23 protein-coding genes, 1 tRNA gene and 1 pseudogene are annotated in these 22,240 nt (G+C 62.4%); 16 read left to right on the top strand and 9 right to left on the bottom strand.

Annotated elements, in window-relative coordinates; translation table 11 throughout:
• Positions 1 to 70: 70 nt before the first annotated feature.
• Genes ftsK through cysG form a run of 5 tightly spaced genes read left to right on the top strand, consistent with a single transcriptional unit; the run spans position 71 to position 7,243 of the window.
• Positions 71 to 2,533: a DNA translocase FtsK gene (ftsK, locus tag BLQ74_RS15360; protein WP_374443313.1), complete on the top strand. Its 2,463-nt coding sequence runs from the start codon at positions 71 to 73 to the stop codon at positions 2,531 to 2,533.
• A gap of 12 nt (positions 2,534 to 2,545) precedes the next feature.
• Positions 2,546 to 3,169, top strand: coding sequence for an outer membrane lipoprotein periplasmic chaperone LolA (lolA, locus tag BLQ74_RS15355; protein WP_090263626.1), 624 nt, complete (start codon positions 2,546 to 2,548; stop codon positions 3,167 to 3,169).
• A gap of 37 nt (positions 3,170 to 3,206) precedes the next feature.
• Complete coding sequence (locus BLQ74_RS15350) at positions 3,207 to 4,532, top strand: replication-associated recombination protein A (protein WP_090263624.1); 1,326 nt, start codon at positions 3,207 to 3,209, stop codon at positions 4,530 to 4,532.
• 43 nt (positions 4,533 to 4,575) lie between these two features.
• Complete coding sequence (serS, locus tag BLQ74_RS15345) at positions 4,576 to 5,856, top strand: serine--tRNA ligase (RefSeq protein ID WP_090263622.1); 1,281 nt, start codon at positions 4,576 to 4,578, stop codon at positions 5,854 to 5,856.
• A 1-nt stretch (position 5,857) separates the two neighbouring features.
• Entirely contained in the window at positions 5,858 to 7,243 is a 1,386-nt protein-coding gene (cysG, locus tag BLQ74_RS15340) for a siroheme synthase CysG (protein ID WP_090263619.1), read from the top strand.
• 48 nt (positions 7,244 to 7,291) lie between these two features.
• Here cysG and BLQ74_RS15335 read toward each other — a convergent pair whose 3' ends face one another.
• From BLQ74_RS15335 to BLQ74_RS15305, 7 genes are all read right to left on the bottom strand, one after another.
• The gene (locus BLQ74_RS15335) at positions 7,292 to 8,293 is read right to left on the bottom strand and encodes a glutathione S-transferase family protein (RefSeq protein ID WP_090263617.1); all 1,002 of its coding nucleotides are present in this window, start codon (positions 8,291 to 8,293) and stop codon (positions 7,292 to 7,294) included.
• Positions 8,294 to 8,379: 86 nt separating this feature from the next.
• Complete coding sequence (locus BLQ74_RS15330) at positions 8,380 to 9,378, bottom strand: glycosyl transferase family protein (protein ID WP_090263615.1); 999 nt, start codon at positions 9,376 to 9,378, stop codon at positions 8,380 to 8,382.
• Positions 9,375 to 9,710, bottom strand: coding sequence for a TusE/DsrC/DsvC family sulfur relay protein (locus tag BLQ74_RS15325; protein ID WP_090263613.1), 336 nt, complete (start codon positions 9,708 to 9,710; stop codon positions 9,375 to 9,377). The genes BLQ74_RS15330 and BLQ74_RS15325 overlap by 4 nt, the downstream gene beginning before the upstream one ends.
• On the bottom strand, positions 9,707 to 10,012 hold the full coding sequence (tusB, locus tag BLQ74_RS15320) for a sulfurtransferase complex subunit TusB (RefSeq protein WP_090263611.1): 306 nt from the start codon (positions 10,010 to 10,012) through the stop codon (positions 9,707 to 9,709). The genes BLQ74_RS15325 and tusB overlap by 4 nt, the downstream gene beginning before the upstream one ends.
• A complete protein-coding gene (tusC, locus tag BLQ74_RS15315; protein WP_090263610.1) occupies positions 10,012 to 10,371 on the bottom strand; it encodes a sulfurtransferase complex subunit TusC in 360 nt (119 codons plus the stop codon). The genes tusB and tusC overlap by 1 nt, the downstream gene beginning before the upstream one ends.
• Positions 10,371 to 10,763, bottom strand: a complete 393-nt coding sequence (gene tusD / locus BLQ74_RS15310; RefSeq protein WP_090263608.1) for a sulfurtransferase complex subunit TusD — start codon at positions 10,761 to 10,763, stop codon at positions 10,371 to 10,373. Before tusD ends, tusC begins: the two co-directional genes overlap by 1 nt.
• 116 nt (positions 10,764 to 10,879) lie before the next feature.
• Positions 10,880 to 11,545 (bottom strand): Bax inhibitor-1/YccA family protein, encoded by a 666-nt coding sequence (locus tag BLQ74_RS15305; RefSeq protein WP_090263606.1) that lies wholly within the window; start codon positions 11,543 to 11,545, stop codon positions 10,880 to 10,882.
• Positions 11,546 to 11,675: 130 nt separating this feature from the next.
• Here BLQ74_RS15305 and BLQ74_RS15300 point away from each other — a divergent pair.
• Positions 11,676 to 11,763, top strand: a tRNA-Ser gene (locus BLQ74_RS15300).
• 120 nt (positions 11,764 to 11,883) lie between these two features.
• Here the strand turns inward: BLQ74_RS15300 and BLQ74_RS15295 are convergent.
• Positions 11,884 to 12,933: a tyrosine-type recombinase/integrase gene (locus BLQ74_RS15295; protein WP_090263604.1), complete on the bottom strand. Its 1,050-nt coding sequence runs from the start codon at positions 12,931 to 12,933 to the stop codon at positions 11,884 to 11,886.
• Positions 12,934 to 13,176, bottom strand: coding sequence for a DUF4224 domain-containing protein (locus tag BLQ74_RS15290; RefSeq protein WP_090263602.1), 243 nt, complete (start codon positions 13,174 to 13,176; stop codon positions 12,934 to 12,936).
• Positions 13,177 to 13,324: 148 nt separating this feature from the next.
• Here BLQ74_RS15290 and BLQ74_RS15285 point away from each other — a divergent pair, with 148 nt between their 5' ends.
• The 10 genes and pseudogenes from BLQ74_RS15285 to BLQ74_RS15245 all read left to right on the top strand — a co-directional run.
• Positions 13,325 to 13,705 carry a DUF1353 domain-containing protein gene (locus BLQ74_RS15285; protein WP_244507205.1) on the top strand — a complete coding sequence of 127 codons (381 nt, stop codon included), beginning with the start codon at positions 13,325 to 13,327 and terminating at the stop codon, positions 13,703 to 13,705.
• Positions 13,705 to 14,334, top strand: a complete 630-nt coding sequence (locus tag BLQ74_RS15280; RefSeq protein WP_090263598.1) for a glycoside hydrolase family 19 protein — start codon at positions 13,705 to 13,707, stop codon at positions 14,332 to 14,334. Before BLQ74_RS15285 ends, BLQ74_RS15280 begins: the two co-directional genes overlap by 1 nt.
• A 307-nt stretch (positions 14,335 to 14,641) precedes the next feature.
• Positions 14,642 to 15,763, top strand: coding sequence for a hypothetical protein (locus BLQ74_RS27060; protein ID WP_139199069.1), 1,122 nt, complete (start codon positions 14,642 to 14,644; stop codon positions 15,761 to 15,763).
• Positions 15,764 to 15,821: 58 nt separating this feature from the next.
• The gene (locus tag BLQ74_RS15275) at positions 15,822 to 16,070 is read left to right on the top strand and encodes a ubiquitination-like system serine protease family protein (protein ID WP_090263596.1); all 249 of its coding nucleotides are present in this window, start codon (positions 15,822 to 15,824) and stop codon (positions 16,068 to 16,070) included.
• Positions 16,070 to 16,585, top strand: coding sequence for a DUF2514 family protein (locus BLQ74_RS15270; protein WP_090263594.1), 516 nt, complete (start codon positions 16,070 to 16,072; stop codon positions 16,583 to 16,585). The genes BLQ74_RS15275 and BLQ74_RS15270 overlap by 1 nt, the downstream gene beginning before the upstream one ends.
• A gap of 111 nt (positions 16,586 to 16,696) precedes the next feature.
• Entirely contained in the window at positions 16,697 to 17,860 is a 1,164-nt protein-coding gene (locus tag BLQ74_RS15265; protein WP_090263592.1) for an acyltransferase family protein, read from the top strand.
• Between the two features lie 1,254 nt (positions 17,861 to 19,114).
• Positions 19,115 to 20,059 carry a 3-carboxyethylcatechol 2,3-dioxygenase gene (gene mhpB, locus BLQ74_RS15260; RefSeq protein WP_090263589.1) on the top strand — a complete coding sequence of 315 codons (945 nt, stop codon included), beginning with the start codon at positions 19,115 to 19,117 and terminating at the stop codon, positions 20,057 to 20,059.
• A gap of 20 nt (positions 20,060 to 20,079) precedes the next feature.
• Complete coding sequence (locus tag BLQ74_RS15255) at positions 20,080 to 20,949, top strand: alpha/beta fold hydrolase (RefSeq protein WP_090263587.1); 870 nt, start codon at positions 20,080 to 20,082, stop codon at positions 20,947 to 20,949.
• Between the two features lie 14 nt (positions 20,950 to 20,963).
• Positions 20,964 to 21,773, top strand: a complete 810-nt coding sequence (gene mhpD, locus BLQ74_RS15250; RefSeq protein WP_090263585.1) for a 2-keto-4-pentenoate hydratase — start codon at positions 20,964 to 20,966, stop codon at positions 21,771 to 21,773.
• Between the two features lie 32 nt (positions 21,774 to 21,805).
• Positions 21,806 to 22,240, top strand: a pseudogene (locus tag BLQ74_RS15245) (acetaldehyde dehydrogenase); the annotation flags it as partial.

Genomic DNA, 22,240 nt, shown 5'->3' with positions numbered 1-22,240 from the left:
AAAGGGCGGCAAAAGACGCCAGGGCGGCCTCTCTGGCATCGCTCGGCCAAAGCCGTACAATAGGCCCGTTTTGACGCTAAAAGACTCTCGGACGCGCCCAGGGCGCAGGAATAGACGCGTTTTGAAGGACTCGACCACCGTAAGCCATGCCGCCGCCTGGCGTCAGCAACTGCATATCCGCCTGAAAGAGGGAGCCCTGATCGCGCTTGGCGCGCTCTGCCTCTATCTGTGGATGGCGCTGCTCACCTACGATTCCTCGGATCCGGGCTGGAGCCATTCCAGTCATGTCGAGCAGGTGCAGAATGCCGCTGGTCGCCTCGGTGCCCTGAGCGCCGACATTCTGTTCCTGGTCCTCGGCTACTTCGCTTACCTGTTCCCGCTGCTGCTGGGTGTGAAGACCTGGCAGGTATTCCGCAAGCGCCATCTGCCCTGGGAGTGGAGCGGCTGGCTGTTCTCCTGGCGCTTGATCGGCCTGGTATTCCTGATTCTCTCGGGCTCGGCCCTCGCCTATATCCATTTCCACCTCAGTGGCGGGCATATGCCGGCCTCGGCCGGTGGGGCCCTGGGTGAAAGCCTCGGTCAACTGGCGCTGAATGCCCTGAATGTGCAGGGTAGTACCTTGCTGTTCATCGCCCTGTTCCTGTTCGGCCTGACGGTCTTCGCCGATCTGTCGTGGTTCCAGGTGATGGACGTCACCGGGAAGATCACCCTCGACCTTTTCGAACTGATCCAGAACGCTTTCAACCGCTGGCTGAGCGCGCGCAATGAGCACCGCCAATTGGTTGCCCAGCTCCGCGAAGTGGATGAGCTGGTGGCCGAGGTGGCCGCGCCGGTGGTGCCGGATCGTCGCGAGCAGGCCAAGGTCAAGGAGCGTGTGATCGAGCGCGAGGAAGCCCTGGTCAAGAGCGTTCAGGAGCGCGAGAAGCGTCCGGCGCCGAAGATCGACCCGCCGCCAGCGCCCAAGCCGGTCGAACCGAGCAAGCGCGTGCTGAAAGAGAAGCAGGCGCCATTGTTCGTCGATACGGCGGTGGAGGGGACTCTGCCGCCTTTGTCGTTGCTCGACCCGGCCGAGCAGAAGCAGAAGAGCTATTCACCCGAGTCGCTGGAGGCGATGTCGCGTCTGCTGGAGATCAAGCTCAAGGAATTCGGCGTCGAGGTGGTGGTCGAGTCGGTGCACCCGGGCCCGGTGATCACCCGTTTCGAAATCCAGCCGGCGGCTGGGGTCAAGGTCAGCCGTATTTCCAACCTGGCCAAGGACCTGGCGCGCTCGCTGGCGGTGATCAGCGTGCGGGTGGTCGAGGTGATTCCCGGCAAGACCACGGTGGGCATCGAGATTCCCAACGAAGACCGGCAGATCGTGCGCTTCTCCGAAGTGCTGATGTCGCCGGAGTACGACGAGCACAAGTCCACCGTTCCGCTGGCCCTCGGCCACGACATCGGCGGTCGGCCGATCATCACCGACCTGGCGAAGATGCCGCACCTGCTGGTCGCCGGCACCACCGGCTCCGGTAAGTCGGTGGGGGTCAACGCCATGCTGCTGTCGATCCTCTTCAAGTCGACGCCGGCCGACGCGCGGTTGATCATGATCGACCCGAAGATGCTCGAACTGTCGATCTACGAAGGCATTCCGCACCTGCTCTGTCCGGTGGTCACCGACATGAAGGAGGCCGCCAACGCGCTGCGCTGGAGCGTCGCCGAGATGGACCGGCGCTACAAGCTGATGGCCGCGATGGGCGTGCGCAACCTGGCCGGCTTCAACCGCAAGGTGAAGGACGCCGAGGAAGCCGGCACGCCGCTGACCGATCCGCTGTACCGCCGCGAGAGCATGGAAGACGAGGCGCCGCTGTTGCACACCCTGCCGACCATCGTGGTGGTGGTCGACGAGTTCGCCGACATGATGATGATCGTCGGCAAGAAGGTCGAAGAGCTGATCGCGCGCATCGCGCAGAAGGCGCGGGCGGCGGGCATTCATCTGATCCTGGCGACCCAGCGTCCGTCGGTGGACGTGATCACCGGCCTGATCAAGGCCAACATCCCGACCCGTATCGCCTTCCAGGTGTCGAGCAAGATCGACTCGCGGACCATCCTCGACCAGGGTGGCGCCGAACAGTTGCTCGGTCACGGCGACATGCTCTATCTGCCGCCGGGCACCGGCCTGCCGATTCGCGTGCATGGCGCCTTCGTTTCCGACGATGAAGTGCACCGCGTGGTCGAGGCCTGGAAATTGCGAGGCGCACCCGACTACATCGAGGACATCCTCGCTGGCGCCGAAGAAGGCGGTGGCGGCGGCAGCTTCGAGGGCGGCAGTGGCGAGGGCAGCGAAGGCAGCGAGGATGACCCTCTGTACGACGAGGCCGTGCGCTTCGTCACCGAGAGCCGCCGTGCGTCGATTTCCGCCGTGCAGCGCAAGCTGAAGATCGGCTACAACCGCGCCGCGCGGATGATCGAGGCGATGGAGATGGCCGGCGTGGTCACTCCGATGAATACCAATGGCTCGCGCGAGGTGATCGCGCCGGCCCCTATCCGCGACTGATCGAGGATTTCCATGCGACTGATCCGCATGCTGTTTATCGCTGCGCTGGCCATGGCCGGCGTGCAAGCCCATGCCGATGACGCCGCTGCCCAGCGCCTGAGTGGGCTGCTGAGCAAGGCGCAGACCATGACCGCGCGCTTCTCGCAGCTGACCCTGGACGGCAGCGGCACCCGCCTGCAGGAGGCCGCCGGGCAATTGAGCCTGAAGCGTCCCGGGCTGTTCCGCTGGCACACCGACGCGCCCCAGGAGCAACTGCTGATTTCCAATGGCGAAAAGGTCTGGCTGTACGATCCGGATCTGCAGCAGGTGACCATCCAGAAGCTCGACCAGCGCCTGACCCAGACGCCGGCGCTGCTGCTTTCCGGCGACATCTCGAAGATCCACGAGAGCTTCGAGATCACCAGCAAGGATGGCGGCAACGTGGTCGACTTCATCCTCAAGCCGAAGGACAAGGACAGCCTGTTCGACAACCTGCGGATTTCCTTCCGCAATGGTGTGGTCAACGACATGCAGTTGATCGACAGCGTCGGCCAGCGCACCAACATCCTGTTCTTCGACGTGAAGATGAACCAGCCGCTGGACGCCAAGCAGTTCGTGTTCGAGACGCCGAAGGGCGTCGACGTCATCCAGCAGTGATGGGCATTCGGACCCGCCCTGAAGCGTAGGTAGCCGTGTGGACCTGTTCCGTTCCGAACCCGTAGCCCAGCCCCTGGCCGCGCGCCTGCGCGCCACCAGCCTGGATGAGTATGTCGGCCAGGAGCACCTGCTCGCGCGCGGCAAGCCGTTGCGCGAAGCGCTGGAGCAGGGCGCCCTGCACTCGATGATCTTCTGGGGCCCGCCGGGGGTCGGCAAGACCACCCTGGCGCGGCTGTTGGCGCAGGTTTCGGAAGCGCACTTCGAAACCATTTCGGCGGTGCTGTCCGGGGTCAAGGAAATCCGCCAGTCGGTGGAGATGGCCAAGCAACAGGCCGCGCAGTACGGTCGTCGCACCATCTTGTTCGTCGACGAAGTGCACCGCTTCAACAAGAGCCAGCAGGATGCCTTCCTGCCTTACGTCGAAGACGGCACCCTGATCTTTATCGGCGCGACTACCGAGAACCCGTCCTTCGAGCTGAACAATGCGCTGCTCTCGCGGGCCCGCGTCTATGTGCTGAAGAGCCTGGACGAGGCGGCCCTGCGCAAGCTGGTGCAGCGTGCGCTGAGCGAAGACAAGGGGCTCGGCAAGCGTCATCTGAGCCTGCCCGAGGAGAGCTTCGCCATCCTCATGGCGGCCGCCGACGGCGATGGCCGGCGCCTGCTCAACCTGCTGGAGAATGCCGCCGACCTGGCCGAGGACGGTGACGACATCAGTCCCGAGCTGCTGCAGAACCTGCTGGGTGACAGCCGACGTCGCTTCGACAAGGGCGGCGAGGCCTTCTACGACCAGATCAGCGCGCTGCACAAGTCGGTGCGCGGTTCCAGTCCGGATGGCGCGCTCTACTGGTACGCGCGCATGCTCGATGGCGGCTGCGACCCGCTGTACATCGCGCGCCGCGTGGTGCGCATGGCCAGCGAGGACATCGGCAACGCCGACCCACGCGCGCTGACCCTGTGCCTCAATGCCTGGGACGTGCAGGAACGCCTGGGCAGCCCGGAGGGCGAGCTGGCGGTGGCCCAGGCTATCGTCTACCTGGCCTGCGCGCCGAAGAGCAATGCGGTTTACACCGCCTATAACATGGCGCGCCGCGATGTCGCCGAGAACGGCTCGCTGGAAGTGCCGCTGCACCTGCGCAACGCGCCGACCAAATTGATGAAGAACCTCGGTTATGGCGAAGAGTATCGTTACGCCCATGACGAGCCGGACGCCTACGCCGCCGGGGAGGACTACTTCCCCGAGCAACTGGAGCCGCGCCAGTACTATCAGCCGGTGCCGCGTGGCCTGGAACTGAAGATTGGCGAGAAGCTCAAGCACCTGGCCGCGCTGGATCGCGCCAGTCCCCGAAAACGCAGACAATCCTGAGCGGCGCCACGTCGCCGCCCGACCCTAGACACGAGAACAGACCATGCTCGATTCCAAACTGGTACGCACCCAGCCGCAGGAAGTGGCCGAACGCCTCGCCGCCCGCGGTTTCACCCTGGACGTGGCGCGCATCGAAGCGCTGGAAAACCAGCGCAAGTCCGTGCAGACCCGTACCGAAACCCTGCAGGCCGAGCGCAATGCGCGTTCCAAGGCGATCGGCCAGGCCAAGCAGCGCGGCGAAGACATCGCTCCGCTGATGGCCGACGTCAACCGCATGGGCGACGAGCTGGAGTCCGGCAAGCGCGAGCTGGATGCGATCCAGGCCGAGCTGGACAACCTGCTGCTGAACATCCCCAACCTGCCGCATGAATCGGTCCCGGTTGGCGCGGATGAGAACGACAACCTCGAGGTGCGCCGCTGGGGTAGCCCGCGCAGTTTCGATTTCGCCATCAAGGATCACGTCGCTATCGGCGAGCAACACGGTTGGCTGGACTTCGAGACGGCCGCGCGCCTGTCTGGCGCCCGCTTCGCCCTGATGCGCGGCCCCATCGCCCGCCTGCACCGTGCGCTGGCGCAGTTCATGATCGACCTGCATACCCGCGAGCACGGCTATGAGGAGGCCTACACCCCGTACCTGGTGCAGGCGCCGACCCTGCAGGGCACCGGCCAGTTGCCGAAGTTCGAGGAAGACCTGTTCAAGATCGCCCGCGACGGCGAGGCTGATCTGTACCTGATTCCCACCGCCGAAGTCTCGCTGACCAACATCGTCGCCGGGCAGATCCTCGACGCCAAGGAGCTGCCGCTGAAGTTCGTCGCCCACACCCCGTGCTTCCGCAGCGAGGCTGGCGCTTCTGGTCGCGATACGCGCGGCATGATCCGCCAGCACCAGTTCGACAAGGTCGAGATGGTGCAGATCGTCGAGCCGGACAAGTCCTGGGATGCCCTGGAAAGCCTGGTCGGCAACGCCGAGAAGGTGCTGCAGGCCCTGGAACTGCCGTACCGCGTGCTGGCCCTGTGCACCGGCGATATGGGCTTTGGCGCGGCCAAGACCTATGACCTGGAAGTCTGGGTGCCGAGCCAGGACAAGTACCGCGAAATCTCTTCCTGCTCCAACTGTGGCGACTTCCAGGCGCGCCGCATGCAGGCGCGTTTCCGCAACCCGGAGACCGGCAAGCCGGAGCTGGTACACACCCTCAATGGGTCTGGCCTAGCGGTCGGTCGCACTCTGGTCGCGGTGCTGGAGAACTACCAGCAGGCCGACGGCAGCGTCCGCGTTCCCGAGGTGCTCAAGCCCTACATGGGTGGCATCGAGGTCATCGGCTGATATGGATTTCCTGCCGCTGTTCCACATCCTGCGCGGGCGCCGCGCACTCCTGGTCGGCGGCGGTGAAGTCGCATTGCGCAAGGCGCGCCTGCTCAGCGATGCCGGTGCGTTGCTGCGCGTGGTCGCGCCGCAGGTGCATGCTGAACTGCGCGAGTTGGTCGAGCAGGGCGGCGGTGAGTTGTTCGAGCGCCGCTACGCTCCCGGCGACCTGGATGACTGCGTGCTGGCCATCGCCGCCACCGACGATGAGCCGTTGAACGCGCAGGTTTCGCGCGATGCCCATGGCCGCGGTGTGCCGGTCAATGTGGTCGACGCACCGGCACTGTGCAGCGTGATCTTCCCGGCGATCGTCGATCGTTCGCCTCTGGTGGTGGCGGTCTCCAGCGGCGGCGATGCGCCGGTGCTGGCACGCCTGCTGCGGGCGAAGCTGGAAACCTGGATTCCGGCCACCTACGGTCAGTTGGCCGGGCTGGCCAGCCGTTTCCGCGACGCGGTCAAGCAGCGCCTGCCCGACTTGCAGCAGCGTCGCCAGTTCTGGGAAGAGGTCTTTCAGGGCCCGGTGGCCGAGCGCGTGCTCTCCGGCCAGCCGGCCGAAGCCGAACGCTTGCTGGCCGACAAGTTGGCCGGCGACCAGGCCGAGGCGCGCGGTGAGGTCTATCTGGTCGGCGCCGGTCCCGGCGACCCGGACCTGCTGACTTTCCGCGCCCTGCGCCTGATGCAGCAGGCCGACGTGGTCCTGTACGACCGCCTGGTGGCCCCGGCGATCCTCGAACTGTGCCGGCGCGATGCCGATCGCCTCTATGTGGGTAAGCGTCGTGCCGAGCATGCGGTGCCGCAGGACGAGATCAACCGGCAACTGGTCGAACTGGCTCAGCAGGGTAAGCGCGTGCTGCGCCTGAAGGGCGGTGATCCGTTCATCTTCGGCCGTGGCGGCGAAGAGATCGACGAGCTGGCGGCCAACGGCATTCCCTTCCAGGTCGTGCCGGGCATCACTGCGGCCAGCGGCTGTGCGGCTTACGCCGGAATCCCCCTGACCCACCGCGACTACGCGCAATCGGTGCGCTTCGTCACCGGCCATCTGAAGGACGGTACCACCGACCTGCCGTGGCGTGACCTGGTGGCGCCGGGGCAGACCCTGGTGTTCTACATGGGGCTGGTCGGTCTACCGGCGATCTGTGAACAGCTCATCGCCCATGGGCGCGCGGCGGATACACCGGCTGCGCTGGTGCAGCAGGGCACCACGCTGAACCAGCGGGTCTTTACCGGCACCCTGGCCGACTTGCCGCAACTGGTCGCCGAGCATGAAGTCCATGCGCCGACCCTGGTGATCGTCGGCGAAGTGGTCACCCTGCGCGACAAGCTGGCCTGGTTCGAAGGTCGACAATAGCCGTGCCGTTCGCGCGCCTTCCCGCAATCGGAGGTGGCGGCTGGCGACTCAACGGTCGCGTGCAATACCCCGACCACTCAAGCGCTCGCGCCCGTGGGGCAGGCTGAAATCCTGCCGCGGGCCGAGCGGCACGATGCCGGTCGGGTTGATGGTGCGGTGGCTGCCGTAGTAGTGGTGCTTGATGTGCTGGAAGTCCACTGTCGCTGCCACGCCCGGCCATTGGTACAGCTCGCGCAGCCAGCCAGAGAGATGCGGGTAATCCGCCAGGCGCCGCAGGTTGCACTTGAAGTGCCCGTGGTAGACCGCATCGAAACGAATCAGCGTGGTGAACAGGCGGATATCTGCCTCGGTCAGGTACTCGCCGGTCAGGTAGCGCTGTTCGCCAAGCAGGGCTTCCAGGCAATCCAGTTCGGCGAACAGTGTGCTGAAGGCTTCTTCGTAGGCCGCCTGGGTGGTGGCGAAGCCGGCGCGGTACACGCCGTTGTTGATGGCGGGGTAGATGCGCGCATTGAGTGCATCGATTGCTTCGCGCAGAGGCTCGGGGTAAAGGTCCAGGCCATTGCCGGTCACGTCGTTGAACGCTGAGTTGAACATGCGGATGATCTCCGCCGACTCATTGCTGACGATGCGTTTCCGCTGCTTGTCCCAGAGCACCGGCACCGTGACTCGGCCGGTGTAGTGCGGATCGTCCAGGGTGTAGCGCTGGTGCAGGAACTGCAGGTCATCGACGGCGTCGCCGCTGGAGCCAAGCTGCTTGTCGAAGGTCCAGCCGTTCTCCAGCATCAGCCAACTGACGACCGATACCTCGATGAGCGCCTGCAGTCCCTTGAGCTGACGGTAGATCAGGGTGCGATGCGCCCAGGGACAGGCCAGCGATACATACAGGTGGTAGCGTCCGGCTTCGGCGCGGAAGCCACCTTCGCCGCTGGGCCCGGCGCTCCCATCGGCTGTCACCCAATTGCGCCGTTGCGCGTTCTCGCGCTGGAAGCGTCCGTCCTTGCTGGTGTCGTACCACTGGTCATGCCAGCGGCCTTCGATGAGCTGTCCCATGACTGGCTGCCTCACATTCAGGTGGACTGCCAGTCTATTCCTCGTGGCTCGATGGAAAAGCGCAAAATTGTGGCGCCACGCATCGATCAGATCGATTTGTTGCGGGATTCCCAGCGTTTTCGCGCCTCGACGAAGGCTTCGTCTCGCGTCATGCCCAGGCCGCGCAGGCCCAGGGCCATGGTGGCGAGCACCGCCAGCTCGCCATATTCATCCGTCCGCTCGCCTTGCCACATCGCGAGCAGCGCTTGCGGATCGAGACTGTCCGGCTTGACGTGACGCAGCGCCGACAGGGCTGGCCATTCCTCATCCCAGGCTTGTCCGTGCTGGGTACCGTAGAGGTGCGCGGGGCTGTCTGGATTGACCTCGATCTCGCCACCTTCGCCCTTGATGACGATAGCGTGGTCGCCGAGCAGGCGGCTGCCTTCGCGGTGGGTTTCCTGGTAGCCGGGATGGAAGATGCTCTGCAGGATGCACTGCGCGCCCAGCGGGTTGAGCAGGCGCACCAGCGAATGGATCGGCGAGCGCAGACCGAGGGTGTTGCGCAGGTCGATCATCCGTTGCAGCGCCGGCATCCAGTCCACCAGAGGGGCGAAGGCCAGGCCCTGGATATTCAGCATCGCGGCCACGCTGTCCCAGTCACGGCACAGCGGAATGTTCAGGGTATGCAGCAGTTGCTCGCTGTACATCCTCCCGGCGGTATGCGCGCCCGCGCCGTGCAGGAGGATGCGCGTGCCGCTGCCAGCCAGGCATTTGGCGGCCAGCAGATACCAGGGCAGGTGACGTTTCTTGCCGGCGTAGCTGGGCCAGTCGAGATCGACGGCGATCGCTGGGGCACGCAGGCGCGCGCGCACCGCCTCGGTGAAGCCGGCCAGTTCCTCGGCGCTCTCTTCCTTGTGCCGCAGGAGCATCAAGAAGGCGCCGAGCTGAGCGTCTTCCACCTTGCCGTCGAGGATCAGGCCAAGCGCTTCGCGTGCTTCGTCGCGGGTCAGGTTGCGCGCACCGCGCTTGCCCTTGCCGAGGATGCGCACGAACGGGGCGAAGGGGTGTTCGTCGGGGGTCTGCAGGACGAGTGGGGCGGGAATCATAGGCAGTTGGTCGGCTTCGGCAGGCCGGCGAGCTTGGCGGCAAGCTTGGCCGGGGTGCCCTTGAACAGAAGGTTGAGGTGCAGGCTGCTGCCCTTTTCCGCGCCCAGGCGCAGGGCCACGTACTTGATCAGCGGGCGATTCGCCGGGGATAGCTGGAACTCGCCGTAGAACTCGCGCAGCAACAGAAGGATTTCCCAGTGCTCCGGGGTCAGGTGCAGGCCTTCCTGCTGGGCGAGGGCCTCGGCGGCGGCGTCGGACCAATCGTCGAGATGCTGCAGGTAGCCATCCTTGTCCAGCGGTAGCGGTTGTCCGTTGACCAGTAGGGTGCTCATAGCCAGGCGTTGACCTTGTCGTAGCGGGTGCAGAGTTCGACGAAACCAGGGTAGTCCAGGGCGCTGACGCGTGCCGGGAGCCGCGCGTGCAGACCGCGGGCCCGGAGGTCTTCGTCGAGAGCGAAGAGGGCATTGTGCGTTGGCAGTTGCTCCAGCTGATGCAGCGGTGCGCTACCAGGGGCGAGGGCATAGACGGCATCGCCGCTGAGCAGCAGGCCATCGTCCGGCCCCAAGAGCTGCAGACAGCTGCGCAGGCGACCGTCAGCGAAGGGAGAATGGGAAAGCAGATGAAGGGTGCTCATCAGAGGGTGATCACCTGATCGTAAGTCTGTGGCAACTGGCGCAGCGCGTCGGCGTCCAGCACCTGCACCGGCAGTTTCAATGCATCCGCCGCCAGGCCGCGCTCGGCGAGGCTGTGCGCCGCCGCATAGAGGCTGTCCACGCCGAACAGCGGTAGCGCCTGCAAGTTGGCTTGCAGGTCCTTCTGCTCCAGGGTTGCCGGCACCTGGCCGGGGGCGAGCTGGAATACCCCGTCATCGAGGAACAGCAGTCCGATGGGCAGGTCGAAGGCGCCGCCGGCCAGGGCGATGTCCAGCGCTTCGCGGGCACCGGGACCGGACCAAGGCGCCTGGCGGCTGATGATCAACAGGGATTTGGCCATCAGTCGCCTCCGAAGCAGACCAGCCGGTCCGCCAGTTGTGCCGCTTCATGTAGCTGGCCGAGACCGGACAGTTCCCAGGGCGCCTGCAGGTTGGCCGCCGGGCGGTCGTAGCGGCTGGCCTCTTCGGCATTCAGCACGCCACGGCGCAAGGCGGCAGCGATGCAGACCACGGCGTCGAGCTTGTTGTCGCTGACGAAGCGGCTCCAGGCCGCCGCCATATCCAGTTCGTCCTGGCCCGCCACCGGGTTGCTCGACGCGCTGTGCACGCCGTCCTGGTAGAAGAACAGGCGGACGATTTCATGGCCGCCGGCCAGGGTCGCCTCGGCGAAACGCAGGGCACGGCGCGCGGCGGGCGAGTGGGGCGGGGCGAACAGGGCGATGACGAATTTCATGGCGCGGACGGAGGTTGCGGAGTTCTGCGGGATGATACGGCGAGCGCGCGGATTTTGCTGCGCCGGAAAAGGAAAAAGCCCGTCGAGACGGGCTTTTTCCACGGAGCGAGCGGCTGTCAGTCGTCGCGGCCCATGATGCCGAAGATCTGCAGCAGGCTGAGGAACAGGTTGTAGATGGAGATGTAGAGGCTGATGGTGGCCATGATGTAGTTGCGCTCACCGCCATGGATGATGGCGCTGGTCTGGAACAGGATCATCACCGAGGAGAACAGCACGAAGCCGGCGCTGATCGCCAGTTGCAGGCCGCTGATGTGGAAGAACAGCGAAACCAGGGTGGCGCCGAGCAGGACGAAGAAGCCGGCGGTGATGAAACCAGAAAGGAAGCTCATGTCCTTGCGGGTGGTCAGCACATAGGCGGACAGCCCGAAGAACACCAGGGCGGTCATGAAGAACGCCGAGGAAATGATGCTGGCGCCGTTGGCCATGCCCAGATACAGGTTGAGGATCGGGCCGAGGGTGTAGCCCATGAAGCCGGTCAGAGCGAAGGTGCTGACCAGGCCCCAGGCGCTGTTGCGCAGCTTCACGGTCAGGAAGAACAAACCGTAGAAACCGATCAGCACGACGAAGACGCTCGGGTAGGGCAGGCGCATCTGTTGCGAAACGTAGGCGACCAAGCCGCTGAAAGCCAGGGTCATGGCCAGGAGGCCATAGGTATTGCGGAGGACTCCGCTGACTTCTTTCTGCTCCGCCGCGGCGGGGCTGAGATATTGCCGTTCTTGCATGGCGAGACACTCCTGTTGGCGGAATGGGATTCCGTGACCATTGTGCGGGACATCATATCAAAGCCCCTGCCAGAGCATGCTGTCAGAGTTTGACAGTGTGTTGCGATCCGGTACTATTGCGCCCCTCGAAGGAAGTGTGGCCGAGTGGTTTAAGGCAGCGGTCTTGAAAACCGCCGGGTGTAACAGCCCCCAGAGTTCGAATCTCTGCGCTTCCGCCATCTCTAAGGCCCTGATTATTCGGGGCCTTTTCATTTTCTGCGGGCGACATTAAGGATTGATGATCGACCCGTAAATGGCGAGAGTTCCGAAAAGAATCGGAACAAGTTCCGAAACTCTCGCTATTTTGTCGGCTTCGCTACCGCACCACGGCGAACGTAGATCTTCCTGGTGATCTCCTCCTCGGTATGCCCGAGCAGTCGGCTTGCTTCCTTCAGATCGTTGATCTCAGTTGCCGCCTTGGGTCGAATATCCTTGAACTGGAAGTTTCGGATGATGGCGCCAAACTCGGGGTCGCCAGCCTCAATGGCTGCCTGCTGAGCTGCCTCCCGGGCTGCCTCCCAACGATCACGGAGCATGGACGGACCAACACGCCTTCCCCGGGCGCTGATGATCAGATACGGGCTGGAAAACTGCTCGTTCCTGGCCGCAATCTGCTTGAGCAGCCTGCCAAGGCTCGTTTCCACCCCGTCGACGCGCAGCAGAATCCGCACCTTGTGCGCGGTCTTCGCCCGCTTGACCAGCAGGAAGTCGACGTCGATATCACTCTTTCGCATGGACAGCACATCTGCCGGCCGCTGGCCGGTGAGATAAGCCAGGTCCATTGCATCTTTCAATTCCGGCACCGCCTTGCGGTAGACCGCGTCCCAGATCAAGTCGCTGGCGTAGAAGTCCCGCGGCGTCTCCTTGTTCTTCCGAACCCCCTTGCAAGGATTCTGATTTGCCGTCAGGCCCCATTCCCGCGCTATGTTGAAGACGTGTGACATCGTGGCGATCTCTCGGTTGGCCCGGACCTTCGCCTTTCGTGCATCCCGGTAGCGGGCAATCATCTCCGGCGTAATGGAGTCGATCGGCGCCTCGTCGAACACCTTCCTGAGCTGCTTGATCTCCTTCAGGTTGTCGCTCTGGGTGCGGGGCGCCTTGCTCGGCAGCACATCACGGATGTAGCGGTCGAAGATCGAGCGCATGATCCGCAGGTCGGCCGGCTTCTCCTTGGCGACAAGCTCGGCCCATTTGATGTGCGCCAGATCCAAGTCGGTGCCCAGCGAGCGCTCCTTGCCGTCCGCATCCTCGTAGTAGAAGCCGACCCAGACGTTTCCGTTCTTGCGCGTGCGCTTCCGCCGGTACACGCCCGGCGGGAGGTCGCGGTTTTCCTTGTTGCGTGGTCGCATTTAGCTCACCCGGGAGAAGTCAGGTGTCCAGGCTGGAGTGGGCAGCGCCGGTGGCTGCCGGACGGAAGGGTCGGGCAGGATACCCAGTTTCATGCGGGCGTACTGACGCCCAACCAGTGGGCGCCGGCCGCGGCTTTCGATGAATACCCATTCGCGGTCCTTCAGCCAGCGCCGTTGCCAGGCCATGGCCTTGTAGCCGGTGATCTCGGCAAGTTCTTCGTCGGAAAGGATTTCGCTTTCCATAGGCAATACCTCATCGCGCCGACGGGCTAGTGCCGGCCGGCGATGTTGTAATGGGGGGCTAATGGTGAACACTCGGTCGGCCGGTACCCAGTGCGATGCGCCGGTGCTGCATGGATCGAGATCGAATCGCTCGCCAATCGCCTGCAGCATGACCGAGCAGTTGGGGAAGTGGAATCACCGGCTGTTGGCTGACCTGGTGCTCGAGGATGACCTCGGCACATTCACCGCGCCGGCCGGGTTCCTGACGAACTTCGCCAGCCTGCAGGTGCTGCACAACGCCGTGCTCTTCGTGTTCTTCGCCCTGGTCGCCGGTTACGGCAACCTCGCAGCGACCATCCACGACCAGCTCTACACGGCCGGCCAACTACCCCGGAAGGACTGCGATGCGGTGCTCTACCGCGCGCTCCGCGCCGAGGGTGTTGCAGCCTGGCGGGCCTGGATCATGTGGGCCGGCGTCCGAATCGGCGGCGCATCGCACTACACCAAGACCCGGCCCAGCGCCGGGTCTTCTGTTTCTGGAGGCCAGTAATGCCCATCACCGAGCAGCAGTTGCTGCAGATCCTCCCGAACGCCGGCCAGAGAGTCGGCGTTTTTGTTCCTGCGCTCAATCGCGCGATGATCCGCTTCGGCATCACATCGAATGTGCGCGCTGCCGCATTCCTGGCCCAGGTCGGGCATGAGAGTGCGCAGCTCACCGCGCTGATCGAGAACCTGAATTACGGCGCGCAGGGCCTGGCAAACACCTGGCCGGCCCGCTACCGCGGTGCCGATGGGAAGCCGAACGCACTGGCGATCCAGATCGCGCGGAACCCGCCGCTGATCGCCAACACGACCTATGCCGGCCGGAACGGAAACGGCCCGGTCAGCTCCGGTGACGGCTGGCTCTATCGTGGCCGCGGCCTGATCCAGATCACCGGGCGGGCGAACTACCGCGCCGCTGGCGCCGGGATTGGCCAGCCGCTGGAGGATCAGCCGCAATTGCTGGAGCAGCCTGACGTCGCCGCAATGTCTGCCGCATGGTGGTGGTCGGCCAATGGCCTGAGCGACCTGGCCGACGCCGGGCGTTTCGACGATATCACCCGGCGCATCAACGGCGGTTTGAATGGGCAGACCGAGCGCCTGGCGCTGTGGGCCAAGGCCAAGGCGGTGCTTGTATGAGTGCCAGCACTAATATGGTCATTGCCAACAACAACTCTTGATTGGGTGGCGCCACCTTCTTTGCCTACGTAGAATTGCAGCCTTTGTCGTGTAACGGGGCGTAGGGATGCAGGTAGGGAAGGGAAGTCGTTATCTGGTTGCTGGCTACTTGATGGTATTGGTTATTCTGGCTCTTTTCTGTTCTGAGGTTTCTAAGAATAGTAGGGTTTTCCCGTATACGGATGACTGGAGTTACACGGAGCCATACACCGCTAATGAGAATATTCTGAGTTATGCATTCAGGCCTCACGTTGACCATAGAGTTCCTGTGCAGAAGCTTATTCATCTTGGTCTTCTTGAGTTAACTGGTTTTGATTTTAGGTCTCTAATTATTCTTAATATGGCTCTTTCGGCTGCAATGTCCTTGTTGTTTATGCATGCAGTTAGAAAGATTCGTGGATCGAGCGAAATTGGAGACCTGGCAATACCTTTTATCTGTCTTAACTTTGGTGCTGGACTGACCTTTTATGCTTTTGAGGGGCAGTTTATGTTCACCAGTTTATCAATTGCATTGTTCACGCTCTTTGTCGCTAGGTCTGAAAATGGATCGAGTCAAAGGGAGATGATCCTCGCGAGTGCATCACTGGTGCTGATGGCCTGGACTGGAATGAATGGCGTGATCTGCGCCCTAGTCCTTTCTTTTGGTATGCTCGCCTACATACTCTGGCAGCGGCAACGAACGACTGTATGGGCCCTAGGCTTACTCATTGCTGCGTTTGCGATGTCATCGTGGCAGATCGCCGTATGGAACCCATCTAGCGACCAAATAGGTCGTGCCGCAGAGTCTGTGATGTTTGAATATGTTGCGGGCATCTATTCTTCTATATTCCCTGTGTTCGGTGGGGTGGGGTACGTTGTAAGCGCCATCGTGTTGACAGCAGTACTTCTCGCAGGGATAGCACTCTCATTCAAGCCATTGTTGGCTTGCCAGTTTAAGGATATGCAGTCGGTTGGATTGATTGGAGTTGTGTTAGTTGTTTTGTCGATGATCGGTGTCATCGCGTACGGCCGAGCACAGTTGCAGCCATTCTCCATGGGGGTTGGCATGCATTACTCAATTCTGATCGCGCCGCTATTTTTCGCAGGTTGGGCTCTTCTTTCTCGACAGTTGAGTGGCAAGGCTTCAACTTTTGCAGGTATGATTGTTCTAGTTTGGGCTGTCAGTGCTTTCTATCAGTCTGTTCAATGGCGGAGCATCTCTGTTAATGATTCAAAAGAGCAATTTAAGACGGCAGCTAAAGCGATAAAGTCCACTAAGCCAACCGATGAGGTAGTGAATGAGAACATTCGCGCCATGTATGCGGTGGACACACCTGATAGTCGAAGAATTGTGAAAAATGGTTTGGATACGCTTCGTCGTATTGGTGGTAAGAAATATCACCCTGAGTAGAAGACAAAGCTAAGAGAGCCCGCCACCCGGCGGGCTTTTTTCGTCTGGAGAAAAGTGAATGACCACTGGCGGCGTCCGCAACAAAAAAGCCGGAAATATCGACTACAACCCGCGCAACGCCTGGAATGGCGATGTCGATCGGCCAACCTTCGCGCCTTCTGTGCTGGTGACCTACCCGTGGGGGCCAGAGCAGATGCAGGTGCGCTGCCACTCCTTCGTCCGAGATGGTCGCATCGAGTTCCTGAGCGACTGTACCCATGCCCTGGCCGGACAGACGGTCAACCTTCCCGAGATCGGAGACTACTGATGCTTCTCAGCTACTGGAAGCCGCTTGCCCTGGCGCTGCTGATCGGCGCCGTCGGCGCGTTCTGCTGGCAGCAGGGCAGCTCCCGCGCCGATGCCGCCTGGCAGGCGAAGTGGGATCAGCACCTGGCCGCCGATGCCGCGGCGACCGCCAAAGCCCAGGCCGAGCAACGCTCGATCGAGCAATCCCGCCAACAATCCATTTCAAAGGTGACACAAGATGCCCAACGTGAAATCGACCGTGCGGCTACTGATGCTGCCGCTGCTCGCGCTTCTGCTGGCAGCCTGCGCGACGCCGCCGACCAGCTCGCAGCCCGACTGGCAGCAAGTGAAGCCGGCCGCGATACCTGCACTGCCGGAGCAAGCAAGGCAGCTGCCGCCTCCGCCCAGTTGCTCGCCGACGTGCTCAAGCGCGCTGACGAAAGAGCGGGAGTCCTGGCAGAAGCTGCTGACCAGTCCCGCGCCCGGGGGCTAGCGTGTGAGGCAGCGTATGACGCGCTGCGATTTACACGGTTCTGATCGGCTCGGCCAGGTTTGGGCCCTGGTTCTTCACGTTAACCCACACTGAGAGTATGCTTGATAAGGGTTTGCACGCTATGCACAGTTTTGTTCTTTTGCTAAGGGAAGAGTATGGGTGTGGTATCGAGGGAGCGAATAGAGACATTGACATCGCTGCGTTTTTTTGCAGCGCTTGCAATTGTAATCCTGCATTCAAAAGGATTATTACTGCCTGCAGACTTTTTAAAAGATGTGCCGCTTAATGCGGGCGTAAGCTTCTTCTTTGTTCTTTCTGGCTTCATATTGTCACATGTGTACAGCCAGAAAGGAGTGAATGACTTTTATGGATTCATAACATCCAGGGTTGCTCGAGTTTGGCCTGCACATTTAGCTGCGCTAATTATTTTCTTGGCAGTTCTTCCGGTTAGTGAGTGGGTCGTTGGGGATGTAAATGCATATCTTGCAACAGCTGCTAACTTCTTTCTTGTTCACGCATTGATACCGATTCCGGCTTATTATTTCTCCTACAATGGCCCCTCTTGGAGTATATCAACGGAGTTGGTATTTTATTTTGTTTTTCCTTTTTTGCTTGCGACATCAAAGCTGGGCCTTGCAATACGATGGTTCGCCGTCATCGCGTCCGGCATGCTAATGGTTGCGATCGGTGACGCAATCAATCCAGAGTACTTCTCGGTGGAGCGGTTTGGCGAAGTCTCTGGGAATGGCTTGATATATATAAGCCCATTTGTTCGGGTGCAGGAATTTTTCGCAGGCATGCTTGGATTTTACGTATTCTCTCGAATAAAGAGCCATCTATTTGGTAGGGTTTTTATTTGTACTGCTCTTGAGTTTTCGGCGGTATTTTTCTTAATTGTTTTCTTCTCTAGAGTTGGCTCTCTGGCATATGCATTTGGTGATCGTCACTCATTGTATCTTGCTAATTTTGCGATTTATATTGCTGATGGCGTGATGTTTTCTTTTATTATTGGTGTTTTTTATGTTGCTCAAGGACTTTTTTCTAAAGTGCTTTCATTTTGGTTTTTGGTTGTTCTCGGTGAGATAAGCTTCTCTATGTATCTGCTTCATCAGATATTTGTTCGAGTCATTGCTCGACATGCTGAGCTTTTGGAGATTGTTCCGTATTGGGCTAGATTTGTTGTTTTTCTGATTTTTGTAGTTGCGCTGTCTTATGCTATGTGGCGTTTTGTAGAGACCCCTGCAAGATTTAGGTTGAAGATGATCTTTGATTTTGTAAGGAGTAGATCAAGATATCTGGCTGTGCGTAATTCTGCATGATGAATTACACTATTAATAATTGAGTCAATTCAGAGCTTCTAAACCAAGACCCGGCCCAGCGCCGGGTCTTCTGTTTCTGGAGGCCAGTAATGCCCATCACCGAGCAGCAGTTGCTGCTGGGTTCGGCGATTGATGCATAGATGCGCGCGCTCAGGGCTGAGCGGCAGCAGAGGAATGGGTACGAGGAGCGGCTGGAGGCCACGGTGACTGCTTGTCAGTGATCGAGGGAGAGGGCGCCCAGAACGGGCAAGGAGGGGCGGAAAACCGGTCCCAGAACTTAGCGGGAGGGTCCAGCAAGGATGCGGGTTGGAGTGCTGGTGGATTGCTTCAGGTTCTTGGACGCGAATCGATACGCAGGCCGCGTAAATGCTGGACTCATATGGAGGACTTGAAAACCGCCGGGTGTAACAGCCCCCAGAGTTCGAATCTCTGCGCTTCCGCCATCTGCTACCTGTCAAAAGCCCCGCATCGCGGGGCTTTTGCGTTTCTGGCGCCACGCGTGTCGATCACTATGATCTCCAATCATTTCCGCATCATTAAGTTCATTTCCGCATCGGCGCGCTAATTTGGAGGTTTCTGCAACCTCGCTTTGGTGCCGGTAAACCCTCTCCGTGCTGCACTTGTCGCTGCGTTCGAGCTGCTTCGACGCGCGATTTAGCTCTAGCTCTCCGGCTTTGGCATTTGTACGTGGCAGTTCATGAGCTGTTCGGGCTCGTCGATCGCCAGGCGCAGGGACTATCGGCTGAGACTCAACCGAATCTTCTGGTTTCGATGCTCCGCGGCAATCTGGCGTGGTTTATCGGGGCGATTCGGCCACTGTCTGGCCACTGAGGCTCGCCTGATCTGCGATGCCATGGGCGCGCCTTTGCGCCTCTTGCTGCCAGCGGCGCATGTCATCGGTAGCCGTGCGCAAGGCCAGCAAGACCAGCCCATTTGCGCAGGCGGAGTGAGTTTCTGGCGCTATCGGGATAACACCGTAACTCACTGGAGCGCTGAGGGGGGCTCCGGCTTCTAGGATTGCTCCAGATTGGTGGTTCCGTAAGGAACTCTCTTGGGCACCCGGCGTGAGTGGGTGGCTCGGAACAACCCGCGCGCGATCGCAGGTTGAGCCGACGACAGAGGGTATTACGGAACGGAAGGCGGTAAGTGTCCGCGCCTGATACGGAGTTATCTGCATATGCACGGCTGTGTACGTCCATCCTACAGGCGCGAAGCGGTGCCGGTTGGCCACGCAAATGAACGAGGTGGCCTGAGATGAGCGCCTACCTGCATTGCCTGTCGCACACTCCGCTGGTCGGCTATCTCGACCCGGCGCCGGAGGTTCTCGCCGAGGTCGATGGCGTGGTCGCCGCCGCCCGCGCGGCCATCGCCGCGTTCGATCCCGAGCTGGTGGTGCTGTTCGCCCCGGACCACTACAACGGCTTCTTCTATGACGTGATGCCGTCGTTCTGCATCGGCATGGCCGCCACCGCCATCGGCGACTTCCACAGCGCCGCCGGCGAACTCGCGGTGCCCCGCGAACTCGCCGAGGCCTGCGCCAAGGCGGTGCTGGAGGCCGGGGTGGATGCCGCGGTGTCCTATCGCATGCAGGTCGACCATGGTTTCGCCCAGCCGCTGGAGCTGTTGCTCGGCGGCCTCGATCGTCGACCGGTGATCCCGGTCTTCGTCAACTCGGTGGCCATCCCGCTGCCGGGTTTCCAGCGTGCTCGCCTGCTCGGCGAGGCCATCGGCCGCTTCGCCCGGACGCTGGAGCGACGGGTGCTGTTCCTCGGCTCCGGCGGGCTGTCGCACCAGCCGCCGGTGCCGGAACTGGCCCACGTGGATGCCCGCATGGCCGACCGGCTGATGGGCAGCGGCCGCCATTTGCCGGCCGATGAGCGCCAGGCGCGCCAGCAGCGGGTGATCACCGCTGCCGAGCGTTTCGTCGCCGACCCGCATTCGCTGCACCCGCTCAATCCCGAGTGGGACCAGCACTTCCTCGACCTCCTGGCGCAAGGACGCATGGCCGAACTGGATGGCCTGGGCAACGCCGATCTGTCCGCCCTGGCCGGCAAGTCCACCCACGAGGTGAAGACCTGGGTAGCCGCCTGCGCCGCCTTGTCCGCCTTCGGTCCCTACCAGGCCGGCGCGCGCTACTACCGGCCGATCCCCGAGTGGATCGCCGGCTTCGGCTCGCTCAGCGCCCGTCCTCTTTCCTGACTTACCCGAGGTTTTCCAGCATGACTGCCACCCCCATCGACATCAGCGAAGCCTCCAGCAGCCGATTCGCCCGCATCCGCGAGGGCGAGCTGGACCTGCAACTGCACTACAACGACCTCGGCGAGGGCACGGAAACCGTGGTGATGCTGCACGGCTCCGGGCCTGGCGCCAGTGGCTGGGCCAACTTCAGCCGCAACATCGAACCGCTGCTCGCGGCCGGCTACCGCGTGCTGCTGATGGATTGCCCGGGCTGGAGCAAGAGCGACCCGATCGTCTGTGCCGGCTCGCGCTCGGACCTCAACGCCAGCGCGCTCAAGGGCCTGCTCGACGTGCTCGGCCTGGAGCGTGTGCACGTCCTCGGCAACTCCATGGGCGGGCACAGCGCCGTGGCCTTCGCCCTGGCCAACCCGCCGCGCGTCGGCAAGCTGGTGCTGATGGGTGGCGGCACCGGCGGCGCCAGTCCCTTCGTGCCGATGCCCACCGAGGGCATCAAGCTGCTCCAGGAGCTCTACCGCGAGCCGAGCATCGACAACCTGAAGACGATGATGAACGTCTTCGTCTACGACAGCGCCGACCTCACCGAGGCGTTGTTCCAGACCCGCCTGGACAACATGCTCAGCCGCCGCGAGCACCTCGACAACTTCGTCCAGAGCCTGGCGCTGAACCCCAAGCAATTCCCCGACTTCAGCCCGCGGCTGGGCGAGATAAAGGCCCAGACCCTGATCGTCTGGGGCCGCAACGACCGCTTCGTACCGCTGGACACCGGCCTGCGCCTGCTCGCCGGCATCCCCAATTCGGCGCTGCATGTGTTCAACAACTGCGGCCACTGGGCGCAGTGGGAACACGCGGAAGCCTTTAACCGCCTGGTGCTGGATTTCCTCAGCCACTGACCCGAGGTGACCCCATGAGCATTTCCCAAGACACCCTCGAACGCCTGGCCGCCGACCTGCGCCGCGCCGAAGCGCAGGGCGAGGCGATCGCCCCGCTGCGTGACGCCATCGGCGCCGACAACGGCGCGGCGGCCTACGCCATCCAGCGCCTCAACGTCGCCCACGGCATCGCCGCCGGGCGCCGCGTGGTCGGTCGCAAGATCGGCCTGACCAACCCCAAGGTGCAGGCGCAACTGGGCGTCGGCCAACCGGACTTCGGCACCCTGTTCGCCGACATGGCCTATGGCGACAACGAAAGCGTGCCCGTCGACCGCGTGCTGCAGCCGAAGATCGAAGCCGAGATCGCGCTGATCCTCGAGCGCGACCTGCCGCGCGAAGACAGCACCTTCGCCGAGGTCATGGCTGCCATCGGCTGGGTGCTGCCGGCGCTGGAGATCGTCGGCAGCCGCGTCGCCGGCTGGAACATCCGCTTCGCCGACACCGTCGCCGACAACGCCTCCAGCGGCTGCTTCGTGCTCGGTGGCCCAGCCCGGCGCATCGATGGCCTCGATCTGCGCCTGGCCGCCATGCGCATGACCCGCAACGGCGAGGACGTCTCCAGCGGCAGTGGCGCTGAATGCCTCGGCCACCCGCTCAACGCGGCGGTCTGGCTGGCGCGCACCATGGCGCGCCTGGGCGAACCGCTGCGCGCCGGCGACCTCATCCTCACCGGTGCCCTCGGGCCGATGGTGGCAGTGGCCGCCGGTGACCGTTTCGAAGCGCATATCGACGGCGTCGGCCAGGTCGGCGTCGAGTTTTCCGCAACCGAAGCGCCGGGCGCCTGAACGGCGGCCTGCGTGCAGACGAGAACAGCAGAATGAGCAAACGCAAAGTCGCCATCATCGGTTCCGGCAACATCGGCACCGACCTGATGATCAAGATCCTGCGCAACGCGCAGCACCTGGAAATGGCCGCCATGGTCGGTATCGACCCGGCCTCCGACGGTCTGGCCCGCGCATCACGAATGGGCGTCGCCACCACCCACGAAGGCGTCGAGGGCCTGACCCGCCTGCCGGTCTTCAACGAGATCGACTTCGTCTTCGATGCCACCTCAGCCGGCGCTCACGTGAAGAACGACGCCTTCCTGCGGGGCCACAAGCCCGGTCTTCGCCTGATCGACCTGACCCCGGCCGCAATCGGTCCGTATTGCGTGCCGGTGGTCAACCTGGAGCAGCACCTGCAAGCGCTGAACGTGAACATGGTGACCTGCGGCGGGCAGGCGACCATTCCGATGGTGGCGGCCGTTTCGCGG

Source organism: Pseudomonas panipatensis (assembly GCF_900099785.1).
Taxonomy (GTDB): domain Bacteria; phylum Pseudomonadota; class Gammaproteobacteria; order Pseudomonadales; family Pseudomonadaceae; genus Pseudomonas; species Pseudomonas panipatensis.
This window is presented reverse-complemented; position numbering and strand designations above follow the sequence as displayed.